Below are 21,703 nucleotides of genomic sequence, written 5' to 3' on the forward strand. Positions count from 1 at the left end.
TGGCAACTAGCGATAAAAGTTGCTTTTATCATGACAGATGTTTGCTTATCTTGGAGCCACCCTGCCCTGCCGAGATCCCGTGCATGATCATTTCGTCCGCCTCAGACTACCGCGCCGCCGCCAAGCGCAAGCTGCCGCGCTTTCTGTTTGACTACATTGACGGTGGCGCCTACGCCGAACATACGCTGCGCGCCAACAGCTCGGACCTGGCGGATATCAGCCTGCGCCAACGCATCCTGCGCAATGTCGACAACCTGAGCCTGAAGACCACGCTGCTGGGCGAGGAACTGGACATGCCGGTCATCCTCAGCCCCGTGGGCTTGACCGGTATGTATGCGCGACGCGGCGAAGTGCAAGCGGCCCAGGCAGCGGCCAATAAAGGCATCCCGTTCTGCCTGTCGACGGTGTCGGTGTGTTCAATCGAAGAGGTGACGTCGCAAAGCCCGCGGTCGATCTGGTTCCAGCTGTATGTGCTCAAAGACCGTGGTTTTATGCGCAATGCGCTGGAGCGCGCCCAGGCAGCCGGGGTGACCACGCTGGTGTTTACTGTGGACATGCCGACACCGGGCGCGCGCTATCGCGATGCCCACTCGGGCATGTCCGGGCCGTTTGCGGCGCAGCGGCGCATGCTGCAAGCCGTCACCAAGCCGCAGTGGGCGTTCGATGTGGGCTTGATGGGCCGCCCCCACGACTTGGGCAATATCTCCAAGTACCTGGGTAAACCCACGCACCTGGAAGACTACATCGGCTGGCTGGCCAACAACTTCGACCCGTCGATCAGTTGGAAAGACCTGGAATGGATCCGCGAATTCTGGAAGGGCCCGATGATCATCAAGGGCATCCTCGACCCTCAGGACGCCAAGGACGCGGTCAGTTTCGGCGCCGATGCCATCGTGGTGTCCAATCACGGCGGCCGTCAGCTCGATGGCGTGCTGTCTACCGCCAAAGCCCTGCCACCGATTGCCGACGCGGTGGGCGAGGACCTGACGGTGCTGGTGGACTCCGGCATCCGTTCCGGGCTGGATGTGGTGCGCATGCTCGCCCTGGGCGCCAAAGCCTGCCTGCTGGGCCGCGCGACCGCCTATGCGTTGGCCGCAGATGGCCGGCACGGGGTGGAAAACCTGTTGGATATCTTCGCCAGGGAGATGCGCGTGGCAATGACATTGACCGGCGTGACGTCGATTGAGCAGATTGACGCCAACACATTGGTTCAAGCAGCCAAATAACCGGCGTCATACCCCGACGACTGTTTTCCAGCCGGAAAACGGTCGTTGATTTATAAGGATATTTATTAATCTGTAACTATTGGCATGAATATCGCTCTATTAATTTTCAAGCAGGTCACGCAATGACAAGACGTGCGGCAGGGCCCAAGGGTTATACGCCCTGGCAAAGCGGACTAAACTGTTTCCAATGTTTTACGGAACTGAAGGAACAGTAATACGCTTGGCACTCGCCGCGCTCATCAAGCCTGTAAGACAGTTAAGTACTTAGAGGCCGATTGCTGATGAAAACACCGACCCAGACCCACGCAATCGACTTCGACAGTGCCAAATTGCAACGCCTTGGGTTTGGCCACCCCACCGCCCTGCCCCGTCGCCCCGCGACCATCGTGCAGCTTCGCCAGCAACTGGTGCAGCAACTGCAAACCAGCCTGGAAGTGGAGCGTGTCCTCGGCGCGTTTTTTCGCGAGGTTCAACGCCTGGTCCCCTTGGACGCCCTGCACTACCGGCACGAAGCCAGCGACCTGCGCCTGGAGTTCGGCCATCGCGGCCACCATTCGGTGAGCTACGGCCTGAGCCACGAAGGCGAGCATTTGGGCGAACTGGTGTTTCGCCGCAACCAACGCCTGACGGAAGAGGAACTCGGCCAGCTCGAATCCCTGCTGTCGACGCTGCTCTACCCGATGCGCAATGCCCTGCTCTACCGAGCCGCCACCCGCAGTGCCCTGCGTGATCCCTTGACCGAAACGGGCAATCGTATTGCCATGGACCAGACGCTGCAGCGCGAAATCGATATGGCGCGTCGGCATCTGAGCCCGCTCTCCGTGCTGATGCTGGACATCGACCATTTCAAAACCATCAACGATACCCACGGCCACGCGGCCGGCGACAACGTCTTGCGCACTATCGCGGCGGCGATCAAGAGCCAGTTGCGCAACGTCGACATGGTGTTCCGGTTTGGCGGGGAAGAGTTTCTGATCCTGCTGTCCAACACCGGGCGGGATGCGGCCAGGATGGTTGGAGAACGTCTGCGCCAGGCGGCACAGGCCCAGGACTATTGGGCGGAAGGTGCGCGGATTGAATTGACGGTGAGCCTGGGTTGCTCGACGTTGCTGGCCGCCGAGTCGGCAGAAAGCCTGTTGCGCCGGGCCGACAGCGCGTTGTATGTGGCCAAGCGCGAAGGTCGCAACCGCTTGGCAATGGCGGGGTAAAACCCCGCCATCCCTTTTACGTCACGCTTCGCTGGCGACGCGCATCTGGCGCTCGCGCACCACCGCCGGCGCTTTCTCCTTCTCCAGGCGCATGCAGCTTTCCAAGAACAGGTACATGTAGTCGTAGCTCTTGCACACGGCTTGGCGCAGCTCTACCTGCAAGGCCCTGCTCGGGTTCATCCCGGCCAGGGTGCAGATGATTTCCAGAGCCTCCCAAGGGTGCGCGTCGTCGTACTGCGCGTGCATCTTCAGCCACTTCATCGCACGCTTGCGGTCTTCCTCGGGAAAGGCTGCCGCATACACACCGGTGGAACACACCACTGCGGACCACTCCCCTGTCGCCCCCTCGATCGCGTAGTTGGTGGCGGCAATCGCCACGATCAACGAATCGGCCGAGCTGGTGTGCCAGCACCAATGGCTCAGTGCATGCAACTCCGGCGGTACGTTCTGCGCTTGCAGCTCTTCAAGGCTGACACCGTGGGCGCGCGCCCAATGCACCCAATAGTCGGCATGGTTCAGTTCCACCCGAATATTGCGCATCAGCCAACGTCGCGCCATATCCTCACCAGGATGACGGGCAAACTTGGTTTTGGTGAGGTTCTGTGCCATGTACAAAGCAAACTGTTCCACGACGGGCCAACCACCGATCAAGTAGTGGCGCAGGGTCTTGGCGCTGAGCGTGTTATCGCGCATGCGCTGGTACAGTTCGTGTTCGACAACGCGGCGCTTGCTCTCGCTACAGTCCAGGATCAATTGCTGTGCCCAGGCGGGGTAACTTGAGGCTTCCATAAGCGGACCGGTTCGGTTGAATGTGTCGATCACTGTAAGGCTCCTTTTTAAGTGTGATGTTGTACAGACCAGCAGTTGTTTCAGCGGAATGTGCCGGGCGCCTTGAATAACACAGGCTGCGGCCGCGCAGGTCGACACTGCAAGCTATCAAAGGTAAACAATTGCGGTCGTTCAATCAGGTAACCCTGAGCGTAATCCACACCAATTTCGAGCAGAGCCTTTTCGATTTGCGGTGTTTCAACAAACTCGGCAATTGTGCGCTTACCCATGACGTGGCCGATGTGGTTGATCACTTCGACCATGGCGCGGTTAATCGGGTCGTCCAGCATATCCTTTACGAAACTTCCATCGATCTTCAGGAAGTCTACAGGTAAATGTTTCAAATACGCGAACGAGGACATTCCGGCGCAAAAATCATCAAGTGAAAAATGGCAGCCTAAGGCTTTGAGTTCATTAATAAATCGAATCGCGCTACCCAAGTTTGCGATCGCGCTGGTTTCAGTTATTTCAAAACAAATCATTTCTGGGGGAATGCGGTAAGTCTCGAATTTCTCACGTAAAAATCCTAAAAATTCGTCGTCTCCAATAGTTATGCCTGACAGATTAATCGCACATATAGCCATAGGCCGGGCCGGACGCTCGAGCATGCAACGAGCGATGATCTTGAATACGTTTTCCACCACCCAGCGATCCAGGGAAGTCATCAAGCCATAACGTTCGGCCGCAGGAATAAAACTATCGGGAAGGATGATGCGGCCCGCTTCATCATGCAGGCGCAGCAGGATTTCGATATGCCCATTGCCGGCGTCGGTAGCACCCAGGGGTGAAATTTCCTGGGCGTACAGGCAAAAGCGGTTTTCCTCCAACGCCATGTGCAAACGCTGCACCCAGGCCATTTCGCCAAAGCGCAGCGACAGCTCCGAATCATCGGCATGGTAGACCTGCACGCGGTTGCGCCCCTTCTCCTTGGCCATATAGCAGGCCATGTCGGCAGCCCGTAGCGAGGTTTCCAGCGTGGTCGGCGTATGGGATGACAGATGCACTAGGCCAATGCTCACGGTGGTCATGAACGGCCGGCCCTTCCACACAAAATGCAGATTTTGCACAGTATGGCGAAGGCTCTCGGCGATTTTTTCCGCCGCCGACGCCGGACAGTTTTCCAACAGGATGCCGAACTCATCGCCGCCCAGACGCGCCAGCGTGTCGCCCTCACGCAGGTCCGATTGCAGCAACGCACAGATGTGTCGCAGCAACTCATCGCCAGCGGCATGGCCGCAGGTGTCATTGACCAGCTTGAACTGGTCCAGATCCAGGAACATCAGCGCATGCCGCCCGCCCTGCTGCCCCCCGGCCGGGTGCAGTACCTGTTCCAGGCGATACTCGAATTCACGACGGTTGGCCAGCCCCGTCAAGGCATCGTGCGTCGCCTGCCACGACAGGTTGGCAATATATTGACGCTCCTGGGTCATGTCGTGCAGCACCAGCACCGCACCGCTGACCCTGCCGGCGCTGCGGATCGGCGCGCCCACCAGAGTGACCGACACCGTGCTGCCATCCAGGCGCTGGATGGTCTTGGCATGCTCGCTGCCGCCCCGCAACTGGCCCTTGACGATGTGTTCGATCAGGGTAAACCCGTCGGGCTGGGCATCGTCATCCAGCAAGCTGAACAGCGCCGCCAGGGGCAGGCCTTGGGCCTGGGCCGAGTTCCAGTGGGTCAGCGCTTCGGCGGCGGGGTTCATATAGGTGATGGCGCCATCGACGTCGGTGGTGATCACGCCGTCGCCAATCGACTCCAGGGTAATTTGCGCCCGCTCCTTCTCTTCTCGCAGGGCATCAGCAAAGGCATGGCGCTGCGCCAACAGTTTATGCGTGCGCAGCAGCGCCAGTACGATCAGGCCCAGGGCCGTGGCCAGGTTGGTGATCAGCAGCAACCGCAGGATCATGCGCGAGCCTTCGCCCAACGCATCGCTGAAGGCTTTGGCGGCCGGCGTCACGCCCTCGTTGATGGCGGTGATATGCGCCTTCCATTCGCGCACATCGTTGGCACTGACCTGGTCGCGGCTGATCGCGTCGTGCATCTGGCGGGCGAGGTCATCCAATTGCACCAGGTAACCATCACCGACGGTCCACAGTTCGATGGCTTTTTCCAGGTAGCTGAAATGACGAAAATTAAGGTACAGCCAGATCAGGCTGGAGACGTCATCGGCATGGTTGCCGCCCTTGAGGATGCCTTGGCGCGCGGCGGCGAGGTCAGGGCTGGGGCGGTCCAGGGCAATGCGCAATTCATGCCCGCCCTGGGGCACGGCGATGGCCTGCTGGTATTTGAGGTAGGTGGCTGCGTCGCGGTTATCGGCGTAAAGCGTCAGGTAATAGATAGCGTCCTTCTGGCCCTTGGACCACAAGCTCTCGCCGCCCACATAACCACGCACCGCAGAAAGCACGTAGAGACTGACGCAACCCAACAATGCCTGGAACAGGACGACGGCTATAAAAGGCCAGACAATGCCCAACAGCCGAGGCGTTCCGAGAGTCCGCTTTTGCTTCATGAAGTCCCTTGCATATGCACTGCTGGATACGCACGCAAACACCCGCTTCCGATAGCACAGACTAGGCTAAATCAACGCACTTGTTGCAAGTGTCCATAAAGTTTGGCGTAAAGCCCGCCATCGGCAATCAATTGCTGATGATCGCCATCCTCAGCGATATGACCGCCGTCAAACACCAACACTCGATCTGCCTGTTTTACCGCCGACAAACGGTGGGCGATGATCAGTGTAGTACGCCCATTCAGAAACCGCGCCAGGGCCTGGTGCAGGTTGTACTCGGTGGCGGCGTCCAGCGCAGACGTGGCTTCATCGAGTATCACCACCTTGGGCTCGGCCAGCACCATGCGCGCAATCGCCAGGCGCTGGCGCTGCCCGCCGGAGAAGCGCACGCCGGAACGCCCCACCACGCTGTCCAACCCCAGCGGCAATGCCTTGACGGTGGCATCCAGTTGGGCGATTTCCAGCGCCTGCCAGCAGGCCTGGTCACTGCGTTCGCGGCCCATGGTCAGGTTGGCGCGCACGGTGTCGTTAAACAGCGCCGGGTGTTGCAGCACCACCGCGACATGCTCGCGAATGGTCTCCAGGCCAATCTCCTGCTGGGTGGCACCGCCAAAACGGATACTCCCCGCCTGGGGCGTGTACAGCCCGAGCAACAATTGCACCAGCGTGCTCTTGCCACCGCCGCTGGCGCCGACAATCGCGACTTTTTCGCCAGGCGCAATCTGCAGGTTCAACTGGTTGAGCACCCGCTCTTCCCCATAGCCGAAATTGAGGCCGCGCACCTCGATGCCGACGGTCTCATGCCCGGTGAACGGGTCTTCGCCGCCGACGTATTGCGGCTCATCGGCACGCGCCAGCAGCTCGTTGATACGGCTCAGCGCGCCGCCCGCCGCGTAGTAGGCATATTGCAGGTTAAGCAGTTGCTCCACCGGGCCGATCATGAACCACAGGTAGCTGAACACCGCGAGCATCTGGCCGATGGACAGGTCGGAAAACAGCACGGTAAGCATCGCCGCCGCGCGAAAAATGTCGATACCGAACTGGAACAGCAGCCCGCTGGCACGGCTGGACGCGTCGGTTTTCCACTGGGAATGGATCGCATAGTCACGCACTTCCTGGGCGCGCTGGCCCAGGCGCCCGAGGAAAAAGCCCTGGCGGTTGCCGGCGCGCACTTCCTGGATGGCGTCGAGGGTTTCGGTCAGGGCCTGGGTAAACCGCGAGGTGCTGTCGTTTTCCAGTTTCTTGAGGTGTTTGACGCGCTTGCCCAACTGCACCGTGGCGTAGATTACCAACGGGTTGAACAGCAGGATCAGCAATGCCAATTGCCAGTGCATCCACACCAGGATCGCCGAGGTGCCGACCAGGGTCAGCATGGCGACCAGGAAACGGCTGAGGGTTTCGCCGACGAATTTATCCAGGGTGTCCAGGTCGGTCACCAAGTGCGTGGTGACCGTTCCGCTGCCCAGGCTTTCGTATTCACCCAGCGAGATACGCTTGAGGCGCTCGATCAGGCGCACGCGGATGCGGTACACGATGTCCTTGGCCAGGCGCGCGAACAGCCGCGCCTGTAACACGTTGAACACCAGCGCGCCGCAGCGCAGCAGCAGGGTCACCAGCAGCATCAGGCCGATATACCCGGCGGCTTTCTGCCAAACCAGGGGCAGCGCGTGGTTCATCACCTTGAGCGCCGCATCGCCATGGCCCAACAACACTTCGTCCACCAGCAACGGCAACAGCAAGGGGATGGGCACGCTGCACAGGGTCGCCAACACGGCAACGCCATTGGCGGCCCACAGGGATTTCTTGTGACGCAGGGCCAGGCGGCGAATTTCCGCCCAGGTCAGGCGATCGGTGCGTGTATTGGGGTCATACACAGGCGGCTCGCTCCAGCCATCGGCCCAACAAAGGCGACAACTCGGACAGCGGCTGGTAACCGTTGGTCAGCAAGGCCAACTGGCCCTTGCGTTCGGCGAGCAGGGTCGGGAACCCGGCGATGCCCAGATCCTGCACCCAGGTGAAATCGGCAGCCGTGGCGGCGTGCTGCTCGGCGCGGTCGAACTCGCCGGCAAATTCGATGCGCGGTATGCCCGCCTGCTCAGCCAACTCCACCAGCACGCTGGCGAGGGTCACGTCGCGGCCCTCGACATAAAACGCCTGCTGGATCAGCCCCAACAGCGTCCAGGCGCAATCCGGCGCCAGGCTGCGCGCGGTGACGATGGCGCGGCACGCAGGCTCGGTGTCATAGACAAAACCGTCCGGCAGCGCCCCCTCGCGCTTGAACGGCTGGCCGGTAGCCTCGGTGACGGCCTGCCAGTGCTCAAGGATGTAGCGCCGGGTGGTCGGTTCCAGCGCCGCGCCGCTGCCGGTGCGCAAGCCGCCCACCACCAGGTGCACGTCCACGCCGACCGCCCGGGCCTGCTCCACCAAGGCCGTCGCCACCGGGGCAAAGCCCCAGCACCAGGAACACATCGGGTCCATTACGTAGAGCAGGCGCGCGGACATGGGTCAGACCTCGGAAGGGGTTTGCTTATAGTTGAAGCCAATCGGGTGCGGCATGTTGCGGGCCTTGGCCAGCTCTATCTGCTTCTGCCGGTCGATGGCGCTACGACGGGTTTTCTCCGGCAGCTTATCCCAGCAATGCGGGCAACTGATGCCGGCCACGTAGTGCTCGGATGCACGGTCTTCCACGCTCACCGGTGTGCGACAGGCATGACATTGATCGTAGTCGCCTTCGCTGAGGTCGTGGCGCACGGTCACGCGATTGTCGAAAACAAAGCAGTCGCCCTGCCATTTGGTCTCTTCCTGAGGCACTTCCTCAAGGTATTTGAGGATGCCGCCCTTGAGGTGATACACCTCATCGAAGCCTTCGCTGAGCATGTAGCTCGAGGCTTTCTCGCAACGAATGCCGCCGGTGCAGAACATGGCGACTTTCTTGTGCTTGGCCGGGTCGAAGTTGGCTTTGATGTAGTCGGGAAATTCGCGAAAACTGGTGGTTTTCGGGTCGATTGCGCCTTCAAAGGTGCCAATCGACACTTCGTAGTCGTTGCGGGTGTCGATCAACAGCACTTCAGGGTCGCTGATCAGCGCGTTCCAGTCTTTTGGGTCGACATAGGTGCCGACCTTTTTGTTCGGGTCCACGCCTTCGACGCCCAGGGTCACGATCTCTTTCTTGAGCTTGACCTTGGTGCGGTAGAACGGCTGGTCGTCGCAGTACGATTCCTTGTGGTCGATGTCGACCATGCGTGGGTCGTTCTTCAGCCAGGCCATCAGGCCATCAATGCCTTCGCGGCTGCCGGAAACAGTGCCGTTGATGCCTTCTTCGGCGATCAGCAAGGTGCCTTTGATGCCGTTGTCGACCATCGCCTGCAGCAATGGCTCGCGCAGGGCGACGTAATCTTCGAGGGTGACGAACTTGTACAGTGCCGCCACGACGATGGGTTGGGTCATGGGTGTTCTCTCCAGGTGGCTACCCTCGTAAGGGGTGAACCGGATGCAAAAAATCGCCGGCCGCAGCCGTGCGGCGCGCAGTTTAACAAAACCCCGGCGCCATCGACACGCAGCCAGTGATATTTCCCCACGCCCATCGCGACATGGCTGACCTGAACCTTGGGGACCTACGTGATAGCGTTTCCCGCTACCCGCCGACTCACCGGCGAAGCCCAAGGAAACGTATGGATATGGACGCCGACAGCAGCCCTTTACTGACTCGACTGATCGACCACGCAAACCCTCCCGCGCCGGGCCGGGACGACCTGAAGACCGCCTTGCAACGCTTGAACATCCATTCGGTGTTCGACATCGTGCGGTTATCCGAAAAGCAATTCGCCAGGCAACTGGCTGCATATAACGACGACGACGCCCAATCGATATACCTCAAGGCCCAGAGTGCAGTCGCCCAACTGGAAGGGGTATTTCGCGAAAACCAGGTCGGCTCGGACGCTTCGTCGCTGCGCCACAAACGGCGCATCGGCGCAGCCAAAAGCGCAGCAGGTGCCACCTATAAAGCCCTGTTCGAAGAAAACTGGGATCAGTTCTGCGCCAGCACATCCATTGCCGCGGTCGATTCGCCGGCCGCTTACCTGCGCGAACTCTATCTATTCGCCGAGCAACTGGAAAAAAACGCCCTGGGGCCCAGCGCCACCAAGCTGACCGAGCGCCGCCCCGACCTGAAGGGCCTGCTGATCGACTCGCGCAGCGTGTCGGAACAACAGCCCATGTTGTCGATCATCAACCACACCCTGCTAAGCAATATCGCGGACACGCCAACAACCGATACCTATGCCTTATTGAGCGACACGTGGTACCCCTACTCCCTGCCGTTCAACGTCTACCATTACACCTGCCACTACGCGCTCTCTGGGGCAAAACCCGCGCTGGGGGAGCTCAGTTATCGCATCAGCCGCAAGCTGCCCATAGCAGGCAACTCCAGCGTCTACGGACTCGTCACCGCCCCTAATGATGAGGTGCAGTGCTTACTCAGCGGGTTAAGCCCCGAACAGCAGAACATGCTCAAAAGCCCATTGGCCCACACCCACGGCGCCGCTGACTTCTATCGAACGTATTACAACGCTGATGTGGGCGCGCCGGAAAAGATCGCGGATTTTCTGCAACATACTCAGCTGGACGCCGAACAGCTTCAGGCGCTGCTTGCGCAACAGGCCCATCAACCCAGCAAATCGCCCAACTGCCTGCAAGACACCGGCCTTACCTATGGCGCCTGCTACGTCAACGCGCCAGGGCATTCCCCCATCAGCCTGGACGCGCAAGCGCCGGACAAACTGTCAAACGTGTCGCTTGAACGTTTTGACCGTTTGCAGCGCATGGTCCGCTTGCAGCGCTGGCTCGATATCCCGTTTGCGCACTTGGACACGCTGATCGTCAGCGTCATGCGCGGCGAGAACAGCACCAATAGCACGCTGCTGATGATCAACCACAACACCCTGCGCGCACTGGGCGTCTATCGCTACCTGAATAAACGCTACGGGTTACACGCCGAAGAGTTTGCCGCGCTGGTCCATCAAATGCCCGTTCACGGCTCGGGCCAAGATCTGTCGCTGTTCGATCAGGTGTTCAACCGCACCGACTCGCCGCCACTGCGCCTGGATAACAGGCCATTCGATATGAACACCCGGCAACAACTCAGCGCCGCCCTTGGCCTGCAAGACACACCCGACTCGCTGGGGTTGCTGATCAGCACAAACACCTTTGCAGAACGCAACATCCTCACCCTCAGCAAAATCTACAGGCAAGCACGCATTGCCCGTCTGTTTGGCCTGTCCGTCCTGGAATGCCAGCAACTGGCCAACCTGCTGCAACTCCAGCCACAACTGCTCAACCCGAATTTGCGCGCCGCACCACAGGGGTTGCCTGACTTCCTGGATCTACTGATGCAACTGGACTGGGCCAGCCAATGGCTCAAGGCCCAGGGCACTGGCCCATCGTGGTTGCGTCGCCAATGGTTGCAAGGGCTGGCGAGCACTGACTCGGCGGTTAACGCACTGCTGAAGAGGTTCGCCGACTACGACCAAAACGCCCTGACAGATCGAGTGAACAAGCTGACGCTTCCGCAACAACCCTACGACGAGACACCGCGGCTGACAGCGATTAACTGGCAGTCAATCATTCACAGCGCCATGTCGCGGGCGCGTTTCACAGGCACTGTGGAGCAGGCGCTCGACGAAGCCCTCGGCACCTGCCCTATCAGCGTTCAACATGACCGTCAGAAGCATTTCATTGAGCAAGCGAAGGAAAAACTACTCCCCGAACTGGTCAAGACTATCGGCGAGTTATGGGAACTCTACCTTCGCCTGCGCCCCCTCATTAACGCTCAACCCCAACCCGCCGGCGAATCCGAGCTGCGCCTGAAATATGAGTGCCATAGCGCGCTCTCCCGGTTGTACATGCCCCTCACCCCATCAGCCGCGCCTCTGCAAACCCTGGGTTACCTGATCCTGTTGCTGCCCAACGCCACCGAGCTGTTGCAACTGTCGATCAGCCAGCAGGCGCTGCATCAATTCCTGGCCAAACCGCACTGGCTTGATCAGGCATATCCAACGTTTTCACTGCTGGAATTGTCTCTGAACACCCTCTACCTGCTGCAACGGTTCAAACACTGCATCGACCGCTACAACCTGTCGGAACAACAATTATTCGACTACTTCGATTATGCCAATCGCCCACCCAACGATGTCTCGCTGACCAGCCGTCATGAAACCGATGAGCACCTCGCGCAACTATTGGGCTGGCGCACTGAAGAAATCGAAGTGCTGAGCCACCATTTAAGCCCTCCCCGTATTACCTCAATGAGCCGTCTGGACTGGGTGCTGCGCTGCCACCAGGCAAGTCTCGACACCCAACTGTCGGCCGGCATGCTCCTGCGCGCCTGCCAATTGCAAAGCACCTCGACGCTGGAGGAATGGAAGGTCGTCAGCGAGGCGCTCGCGCGTACTGATCAATAAATAGCCGCACCTTCACCACCGCCCCTTTCGACCTGTTCAAGGACTGATCATGTCTCACCTGTTCAATCAACACCCCGATGAACGCCTGCGCGACGCGATGCTCGCGTACTACCTGGCCCACAAAGTACCTGCCTCACTCAAAGACAAGCTCAGCAACGCCGATGACCTCTACGAATACTGGCTGCTCGACGTTCAAGTCAGCCGAGCGGTACCGACCAGCCCCGTGGCCTGCGCCATTGCCAGCCTTCAGCAATACATCACGCGCATTCAACTGGGCCTGGAAGCGGGTTACGAAAACCAGGGGATGAGCGCGCAGCATGACCGGCTTTGGCGTGAGCAACTGCACACTTACCCGGTCTGGAGCGCCAGCCAGCAATTGCGTTACCACCCGGCCAACTACCTGGACCCGACGCTGCGTCGCAATAAAACCGATAGTTTCCAGCAGTTGGAAAACGAGCTGAGCCAGTATCGAGTGCAATCAGACAGCGTCGTGACGGCGGTACAGAGTTACCTGGCGCGTTTCGAAGAAATCGCCAATATCCGTACGCTCAACGGCTATATCGACGGCAACACCACTGCGCTGTACCGCAGCACCTATTACTTCGTTGGCAAGTCCAGCTCCGAGAATACCTATTACTGGCGCAGCCTTGACCTCTCCAGACGCTCCGGCGAGCGGCTTTTTCCAGACGCTTGGTCGGCGTGGAAAAAGATCAACCTGACACTCTCCGAAGACACCATCGAGGCAAGTATTCGCCCGGTATTTTTTAATAACCGGCTGTTTTTAGTCTGGGCCGAATGCAGTAAACCCGCGCCGACCAGCGCCTTCAAAACCACGCCAGCGAAACCGGACACTAAACAACGCCTCAACGAATGGGCGGACAGTCACTTTCCTAAATTCCGTCTTAATTTTTCTTATAAAAAACACAATGACAGCTGGAGCGCGGCCCAGACCTGTATTGAGGAGTACTGTGCAGCGCAGGAAATCAATGGGGTTGACCTTGCCGCGATCAAATCCCTCACGCACACCGTGGCGATCGTGGATGCCGCTTCCTCGAATACGCCGGCTCGGCTGTTTTTAGGCTTGCATACGACCGATCCGAAACAACAGGAACCCTTCAGTGGCAAATTTTTCCAGGCCGTAGAGGTAGACCCCCACTTCAATATGATAAAAATCGCCGACGGCGGCACGCCTGGGCGATACAAAGTGCCACAGGGCTCGGAGTTATCCGAAGAAATACATGAATTATTGAAGTACTTTCAGCCGTCCCAGCAGCAACAAGTCAAACAGGCCCTCGCCGGCAACGACCCGGAACATGAAGAGTATTACAACGAATTATTGCTCGGCACTTCTCGACAGCACTTCACGCTGTTCGGGCATACAAACCAAGGCAATCTCCAGTTCAAATTTTCCCCTTCAACCAAACACTCAATCACCCAGGCCACCCTGGAGCCGAACTATACAAACTGGGACTATCTGGGCAATAAAACATCCATTGAAGAGGCCAAATACAACTCATCGAGTTTCGACCCAGACACTCAGGAGCTGGTATTCACTTCCACCCTCAATGGCACATTTCAGCACCCTTACACGGTCACCATAAAGAAAGGGGATTACACGTTAACCCTGACCACTGAAACGCTGGGCGATGCCACTACCCCCCAACTAAAACTCAGTGCCGGTTCGCGCTTCACCGATGCGTACTCAAATTACAAAGCGGGCTTCTATGCCATCTTCCTCAGAGATGGGGTTACTCACGAAGAGTTCATCAACTGCATCCACGATGACGAGTCGCGCTTGATCAAGCCGACACCGGATGGCGAAGAGGCTATATCGCTGGAAGGTAAGTTCATCGACAGGAGCGCTTTCATACACCTGTATCAAAACACCCATCACACGTTCGACGTCCTGACCAACCGCTTCACCACGGCCACCCTGCCCAGCGGCCTGGTCGCACTTCACGGAACGAATGCGCTATCGCTTATTCGCTGCGACGCAAAAATCGAGAAATACCGCGTGTATAAGCATGTCGTCATGCGTTCCAACTTTGCCGAATACCCCCTTGTAGAGCATATCAACGAAGGCTCGGCCCGAATCCTCAACTTGCAGGACACCGCCCATACCAGCCTCGTCGGCTCCAGCCCCGAATTGTCGATCGGGCATAAAGTCACCGCCCGCATTCCGATGACAGCCGAAATGTTGAAAGCGGGCGTTACGCTTATCCATGGGGTGTTGACGCTTGAGATTAACGAGAACCGCACCCAGACGCTTGGCTGTGCCCTGAAAGCGGTTGAACTGAAATCAACCGCCGTCTCCACGATATCCGCGGCCCTCCAACAACTTGCCCCGCGTATCAACACCTACACGTCGCTCCCGCTCGGCACCGCCCAATTCATTGATTTCTCGGGCAGCACGCCCAACGCGGCCAGCGATACGCCCAAGACCCTTCGTATGAACACCTGCGTTGCCGACAAGCTGGTCAAGGCCGCCAATACAGGCCTGGAACAGGTGTTTTCGTTAACCCCGCAACACTGGCAAGAGCCTCCCCTGGCGGAAAAACAAGTGGCCGAGGCTATCGACTTTCAAGGGGCTTACGGCCAGTACTTCTGGGAATTGTTTCTGTACCTGCCCTGGCTGGTCGCTCACCGCCTGGATCAGGAGCAGCAACACGAAGAAGCCCAAGCCTGGCTCACTTACATCTTCGACCCCGCACGCGCAGCCGACGCCGCCATCGGCCGCCCGGCCTACTGGGGCTTCAACGAACTGGCCCGGCGGGAGGCCGTGCCTGGCGCAATCTCACACGACCCGCACGAACTGGCGATTCGTACTCCCCTGTACTTTCGCAAGGCGGTGTACCTGTTTTTCCTCGATATCCTGATCAACCGTGGCGATGCCGCCTACCGACAGCTGACGCCCGACAGCCTGACACAGGCCAAACTCTGGTACACGCGGGTCAATCGGCTGCTGGGCGCACGCCCCACCATCACCACTACCGAGCCCTGGGCCAGCATCACGCTGCGTACGTTGGTCACAACCCCTTCGCAGGCGCTACGCGAATTGGAATGGTCGACACCGTCAATCGATATGGACAGACCGGTCGACGACGCCGCACGCGCGCTGCCGGCCCCCACCGACAAGCTCTGCCTGCCGTTCAACACCGACCTCGTGGCGCGCTGGGACAAACTCGAAAGCCGCCTGCATAACCTGCGGCACAACCTCGACATCACCGGCAAACCGCTGCAGCTGGCGTTGTACGGCGCGCCATTGGCAGCGCCAACGCTGTTGGCCAGCCAGGTCAAAGACGGCCTCGTCCCGGCAGTGGGCGCGGCGGCCTTTCCCTCTGCGCAGGTTGGCCACTATCGTTTCCAGATCATGCTCGGCCATGCCCTGGCGGCCACCGACGCAGTGATCCAATTCGGCAATACGCTGCTGACGCTCAATGAGCGCAAGGACCAGGCCGAATACCTGGAACTGCAACATCAACAAGCCTGGGACCTGGCCAATATCGTGGTCATGCAACACACCCAGGCGTTGTTGATCGACGAGAAAAACCGCCAGGCGCTGTCTATCAGCCGACAGATCATCGAAGCCCGGCTGGGCTATTACCAGCATCTGCTCACCGAGGGTGTCAGCCACCACGAAACCAAGGCGGGGCAGCTTTACCTGGCCAGTAATGTGTTCGATGCCGCAGGCGCGGTCGCGGGCGCCGGGGCCGGCATTGCGATGATGGCGCCGAACATCGTCGGCACGTCGGTCGGTGGTTCGCGCTGGGAAGGCCCATTCCATGCCGCACAAGCACTGGCCCAAGGGGCCGCGACAGCCCTGCGCAGCACCGCGTCGGACCTGGACCGTACCGAACAATTCAAGCGTCGCGCACAAGAGTGGGCCCATGCCCAGGAACAGGCCCGATTCGAACTGGCCCAGGTCGATGCCCAGTTGCAAGCCTATGCCGAGCAGGAAAAGGCCACGCGCCTGCAATTGCGCCTGGCGCAGACGACCCTCGCCCAGGCCTGGTCGAGCTATCAATTGCTGATCAAACGCTTCGCCAACGCCCAGCTCTACGATTGGCTCAATGCTCAGCTCGGCCAGTTCTTCTACCAGGCCTACGACCTGAGCCTGGGCCTGTGCCGGGCAGCCGAAGCGAGCTGGCAATACGAAATGGCCGACAACCGCTCATTTATCCAAACAGGGGCCTGGAACACCCGTTACCGCGGTTACCTCGCGGGCGAAGCCCTGAAGCTGTCGCTGCTGAAAATGAACGACGCGTACCTGCAAACCAATGTTCGCGATCTGGAAATCGTCAAGACCCTGTCTCTGCGACATCGCGTGCTCGACTGCAACGTCCAACCCCTTGTCCCGACCAACACCTCCGAACTCAGTGAGACCGCTCAAGCCGACACTCCGGCGCGGTGGGCCCACTTGAAAAAACAACTGGTCAGCGATGGCGCGCTTTGCTTCAAATTGCCCCAAACGCTCTTCGAAGAGGACTACCCCAACCACATCCTGCGGCGCATCAAAGGCATCAGCGTGTCGTTGCCGGCGACACTGGGCGCGTATGAAGACATCAAGGCGATACTGACCCAGACCAGCCACGAGATCGAATTGCCCAACGGTACCTCGATCAAGGATAAGCGCGCCCATCAGCAAATCGCGCTGTCCACCGGTTTGGATGACAACGGCCTGTTTGCGCTCACGTTCGACAGTCACGAGCGCTACTTGCCGTTCGAGTACACGGGCGCCATTTCCGAATGGACCCTGACGTTTCCCAATCACGACATGCAAAAAGCCATCCTGGAATCGATCAACGACATTGTCATTCACCTGCGCTACACCGCGCGGGTCAAGCCCGCAGCGGGGGCCCAGGTATGAGCAACGATACGCCTGACCTGCAGATCAACCCACCCACGCTGCCCAAAGGCGGCGGCGCCATTCAAGGCACCGGCAAGGGCTGGGCCAACGTCGGCATCAGCGGTACGGCGACCTTTGAGATTGCCTTACCGATTTCTCCCGCCAGGGGGTATGCGCCGGCCATGACGCTGAGTTACCACAGCACGGCGGGAAACGGCCCCTTCGGCTTGGGGTGGACGATCAACCTGAGCGCCATCCGCCGACGCACGGCCCATGGCGTGCCTGCCTACACGGAACACGACGAGTTCATCGGGCCCGACGCGCAAACCTGGTTGCCCGAGCGCGACGCTCAAGGCGCGACGCTCGACCGCCCGTCCACGGTAGCGGGCACGGCCTATCGTGTGGTTCGCTACTTTGCGCGAGTCGAAAGCAGCTTCGACATCATCGAGCATTGGCGATCAGCAACCGATACCGCAGGCTTCTGGCTGATACACGGCGCTGACGGCAGCCAGCATTTCTATGGCAAAACCGCGCTGGCGCGCATTGCCGACCCGGACGAACCACAGCACGTGGCGCAATGGTTGTTGCAGGAAAGCCTGAATGCCCACGGCGAGCATATTTACTATCACTACACGCCAGAAACCGACACCTCGCGCTACCCACGCGATTGCCGTGCCCAGCACTACCTGGAACGCATCTGCTACGGCAACTTCACGGCCAGGAAACAAGAACACCTGTACCTGTGGCATACCGACGAGAAGCCGGCTATGGGCTGGCACTTTCAATTGCTGTTCGATTACGACGAGCGCGCCATCCAATGGTCCAAGCCGACGACCTATGAACCCACCCGCGCCTGGCGCATACGACCTGACGCCAGCTCGGACTTTTCCTTCGGTTTTGAGTTACGCACCCTGCGCCTGTGCCGGCAGATCCTGATGTTTCACCACTTTCCCGATGAGCCCAAAATGGCTGCCGAACCGGTGCTGGTCAGGCGCCTGTTGCTGGAATACCACCTCATCGGCAAGGTCAATCTGTTGGGCGCCGTGCATGAGCAGGCCTTCGACAGCGCGGGCCAATGCGTGAGCCGCCCACCGCTGGAATGTGCCTATGAATCGAGCCGGCTCAGGACGGATCAGAGCCGTTACCAACCGCTTGGTGCGATGGCGGGACTCAACGATGGCAATCGCTACCAATTGGTCGATCTGTATGGCGAAGGGATCCCGGGGATCCTCTACCGCAGCGACAAAAGTTGGTACTACCGAGAGCCGCTCAGGGCACCCGCCGCACCTACCGGTGACGAAGTGACGTACGGCATCGCCCAAGCGCTGGCGCGAGTGCCGGTCGCTGACAGCAGCCGCCCCATCCACCAGGCACTGGCCGACCTTGAGGGCGACGGCCGCTTGGACTGGATCGTCGCCCAGCCTGGAATGAGTGGTTTTTTCGCCCTGGACGAACAGCGCAACTGGTCGGCATTTACCCCATTCGATGCGTTCCCATCGGAGTTTTTCCATCCCCGGGGCGCGCTGGCTGACTTGATGGGCGCCGGACGCAGTGATTTCGCCATGATCGGCCCCCGCAGCGTGCGCCTGTATGCCAACCGCAGAAAATCCGGCTTCGCGCCGGCCACCGAAGTCCTTCACTTGGACGACGACAGCTTGCCGACGCTCTCGTCCTCACCTGACGAACTGGTGGCCTTCAGCGACGTCCTCGCCAGCGGGCAACAGCACTTGGTGCGCATCCGTCACAACGAAGTGAAATGCTGGCCAAACCTGGGCCGGGGGCGTTTCGCCAAGGGTTTTGTACTGGCCACGCTGCCGTTCTCTTACCGTACGTTCAAGGCAAGCAATGTGCTGCTCGCCGATCTGGCGGGCAGCGGTGCCACGGACTTACTGTACCCGAGCCCCGAACACCTGCTGGTTTTCCTCAACAACGGCGGCAACGGCTTCGAGACGGAGCCGGTCAAGGTGCCCTGGCCCAAGGGCATCGTGCATGACGATCACTGCCAGGTCAGCCTGGTCGATGTGCAAGGCCTGGGCTGCCCGAGCCTGATCCTGAGCGCCGCCCACCAGTCGCCCATTCACTGGCGCTATGACTTTTTCAACAACAAGCCCTGCCTGCTGATCAAAACCTCTAACAACATGGGCGCCCAAGCCTCCATCCAGTACCGCAGCAGCGCCCAAGAGTGGCTGGATGAAAAACACGAACTCAAGGCCGCCGGCCAGCCCGCCATCAGCCATTTGCCCTTTGCGATCCACGTGGTGCGCGCGCATACCCAACAAGACGAAATTACCGGCAACCGGCTTACCCATCACCTGCGTTACCGCTGCGCCTACTACGACCGCGAAGACCTTGAATTTCGCGGCTTTGGCCTACTGCTGCAAACCGACACCGAGGCCGACGGTAACCCCCCAGACGCGGCCGGTTTCAGCGCACCGGTGGTGCACAAAACCTGGTTCCATACCGGGCAACAGCTGGACATGCCGACCCGCGGCGCCAGCGCGCATGACCGGCAAGCCAAGGCATTGGGCCCCACGTTGCTCAGCAAACACCGGGCCGTCGACCCGGCCGATCCCATCGGCCATCACGATGAGGTGATCCATGCGCCCGCGCCCGCGCTGTTGCGTCAGGCCGCGCGCGCACTCAGCGGGATGGTTTTACGCAGCGAAGTGGTGGCCGTGGATACCGCGCCACACCGGCCGCCCTATTCAGTGCAGGTGCATCGTTATCAGGTTCGCGAACTGGCCCCCATCAGCACGCACGCGCGCGATGCCAGGCTGCTGTTACTGCCGCTGGAATCGATCAGTTATCAATATGAAGGCGTAGCGGACGATCCTGTGTGCCGGCACCAGATCAACCTGCGCCGGGACGCCTATGGCTGCCTGGTGCATGGCGTGACGGTACACTACGCGCGCCGGACCACCGCCGAGGACGCGCCACCCGCCGTGCTCACCGACGACCCTCAACGGCAATGGTGGCGCGACACCCATGACAGCGCGCAACAGTCCTATTACCTGAGCGAGACGTTGGCGCACTACATTCATCTGGATAACGCGCGGCCGCAGCGCCTGGCCCTGCCGTATCGCCAGCGCAGCAACGCGCTGGTACTGGGCAAGGCCCCTGCGGCGGGTGGGTTAAGCCTGGAGCAGATCAGCCATGAAACCCTCATCGACCTGAAAAACGGCCCCTTGGCCGCAGGTGCCGCGCGCGAACTGAGCGGCTTGACGGTGCAACGTTACCGGGAAGCCGGCGGCCATGGGGAAACCCTCGCGCCAGGCGTCGCGACCCCGCAGGCCCTGACCGATTATCTTGAAGCGGCAGAGCTGGATGAAAAGGCGCTGGGTATCTATGAAGACATACCGGTGATGCCGAACCAACCCACGGTTGAGTTGACGCAAAAGCTCAAGGACAGCGGTTACCACACCATGGAGCGGTTTTTTTCGTTCGCGGGCGAGGCCGGCAACCTGTGGTCGATCCGACGCTATTTCCCACAGTATGGAAATGCCACACAGTTCTACCGGCTCAAAGCGCTGCAAGCGACCCAGGCGCATGGCAGAACAAGCATTACTTACGACCCTTATTGGCTTCAGGTCACCCAGGTAAAACTGCCCGATGGTTGTTTGACCACCGCCGAATATGACTATGGGTCGCTGCTGCCGACCAAAATCGTCGACCCCAATGGCACTGTTCAAGAGGCACGGTATGACGGGTTTGGACAGCTACTCGCCCATACCTTTTACGGTCATGAGCAGGGGCTCAGAGTGGGCTTCTCAGCGTTGGCCGACGACACCCGGGCCGACGATACAACGCCTGCCTTTGCCATTGAAAACAGCAAGACCGTGTTGCGGAACATGGCCGGCGCTCACTGCTACGCCCCCTTCAGCTGGATGGGCGCGATCAATAAAGACCAGGTAAAAAAAGACTGGGTGACCCGTGGTTATGTTCTGCCCACTGGGCATATTCGGCCCCTTGCACGCTCACGTCTGAAAGACACTCGTCGACCGCTCAACGACAGCGAAAAAGAACTCAAGGTGTTGATCGACGCGGCCCGGCAAACGCCGGTACACGCGCTTACGCTGCTGGCCGATCGTTACCCAGACGATGCCGAACAGCAGGTGCGCATGACCCTGACCTACTGGGACGGTTTTGGCCGCACCCTGCAGAGCAAGCAAAAAACCGAACCAGGACCGGCCAACGCCGTGGACGCCCAAGGCAACCTGCTGGTCGACGAAACGCCTGACGCTGATGCCAACACGGTAAAAAAACAGCTGCGCCAGGTGCAGGCCGATCCTCGCTGGCGAGTCAGCGAACGGGTCGAGTTCAACCACCAAGGCCTGATCATTCGCACCTACCGCCCTTACTTTGCCGACAGGCACGGTTACATCAATGATCAATCCCTGCGCGAACTCGGCTACAGCGACCGGCAGTTCTACGATTCCCTTGGGCGCCCGACACGGACACTCACCGCCGCCGGTTTCATGCGCCGCATGACGTATTGGGCCTGGTATACGGTGAGCGAGGATGAAAACGATACCTACCAAGAGGTAAAGCCTGCGCTGGATTCACCGCTGCGCTGATGCCTCTCGAAAAAAGGCCGTCACCGGTTGCCGGTGACGGCCTGGCCTCCACGGCC

The 21,703-nt window shown here is 59.8% G+C and carries 10 protein-coding genes; 5 read left to right on the top strand and 5 right to left on the bottom strand.

Annotation, left to right across the window (positions count from 1 at the left end):
• Nucleotides 1-83 precede the first annotated feature (83 nt).
• On the top strand, nt 84-1,226 hold the full coding sequence (gene lldD, locus KSS96_RS19810) for an FMN-dependent L-lactate dehydrogenase LldD (RefSeq protein ID WP_217855254.1): 1,143 nt from the start codon (nt 84-86) through the stop codon (nt 1,224-1,226).
• A gap of 281 nt (nt 1,227-1,507) precedes the next feature.
• Nucleotides 1,508-2,434 (top strand): GGDEF domain-containing protein, encoded by a 927-nt coding sequence (locus KSS96_RS19815; RefSeq protein ID WP_217855256.1) that lies wholly within the window; start codon nt 1,508-1,510, stop codon nt 2,432-2,434.
• A gap of 21 nt (nt 2,435-2,455) precedes the next feature.
• On the opposite strand, the gene KSS96_RS19820 is transcribed toward KSS96_RS19815, so the two are convergent.
• The 5 genes from KSS96_RS19820 to trhO all read right to left on the bottom strand — a co-directional run bounded on the left by KSS96_RS19820 (nt 2,456) and on the right by trhO (nt 9,216).
• A complete protein-coding gene (locus KSS96_RS19820) occupies nt 2,456-3,256 on the bottom strand; it encodes an iron-containing redox enzyme family protein (protein ID WP_017527745.1) in 801 nt (266 codons plus the stop codon).
• Between the two features lie 47 nt (nt 3,257-3,303).
• Complete coding sequence (locus KSS96_RS19825; RefSeq protein ID WP_116077668.1) at nt 3,304-5,769, bottom strand: EAL domain-containing protein; 2,466 nt, start codon at nt 5,767-5,769, stop codon at nt 3,304-3,306.
• A gap of 71 nt (nt 5,770-5,840) precedes the next feature.
• Nucleotides 5,841-7,643 (bottom strand): ABC transporter ATP-binding protein, encoded by a 1,803-nt coding sequence (locus tag KSS96_RS19830; RefSeq protein WP_017527743.1) that lies wholly within the window; start codon nt 7,641-7,643, stop codon nt 5,841-5,843.
• Nucleotides 7,636-8,271, bottom strand: a complete 636-nt coding sequence (locus KSS96_RS19835; protein ID WP_017527742.1) for a DsbA family protein — start codon at nt 8,269-8,271, stop codon at nt 7,636-7,638. The genes KSS96_RS19830 and KSS96_RS19835 overlap by 8 nt, the downstream gene beginning before the upstream one ends.
• Before the next feature lie 3 nt (nt 8,272-8,274).
• Entirely contained in the window at nt 8,275-9,216 is a 942-nt protein-coding gene (gene trhO / locus KSS96_RS19840; RefSeq protein WP_017527741.1) for an oxygen-dependent tRNA uridine(34) hydroxylase TrhO, read from the bottom strand.
• 224 nt (nt 9,217-9,440) lie between these two features.
• On the opposite strand from trhO, the gene KSS96_RS19845 reads away from it, so the two are divergent.
• The 3 genes from KSS96_RS19845 to KSS96_RS19855 are packed head-to-tail and all read left to right on the top strand — an operon-like array spanning nt 9,441 to nt 21,647.
• Entirely contained in the window at nt 9,441-12,227 is a 2,787-nt protein-coding gene (locus tag KSS96_RS19845) for a Tc toxin subunit A (RefSeq protein ID WP_217855258.1), read from the top strand.
• Between the two features lie 49 nt (nt 12,228-12,276).
• Nucleotides 12,277-17,094 carry a Tc toxin subunit A-related protein gene (locus KSS96_RS19850; RefSeq protein ID WP_217855260.1) on the top strand — a complete coding sequence of 1,606 codons (4,818 nt, stop codon included), beginning with the start codon at nt 12,277-12,279 and terminating at the stop codon, nt 17,092-17,094.
• A complete protein-coding gene (locus KSS96_RS19855; protein WP_068935600.1) occupies nt 17,091-21,647 on the top strand; it encodes a SpvB/TcaC N-terminal domain-containing protein in 4,557 nt (1,518 codons plus the stop codon). The genes KSS96_RS19850 and KSS96_RS19855 overlap by 4 nt, the downstream gene beginning before the upstream one ends.
• Nucleotides 21,648-21,703: the final 56 nt, after the last annotated feature.

The organism is Pseudomonas asgharzadehiana (assembly GCF_019139815.1).
Lineage (GTDB): Bacteria > Pseudomonadota > Gammaproteobacteria > Pseudomonadales > Pseudomonadaceae > Aquipseudomonas > Aquipseudomonas asgharzadehiana.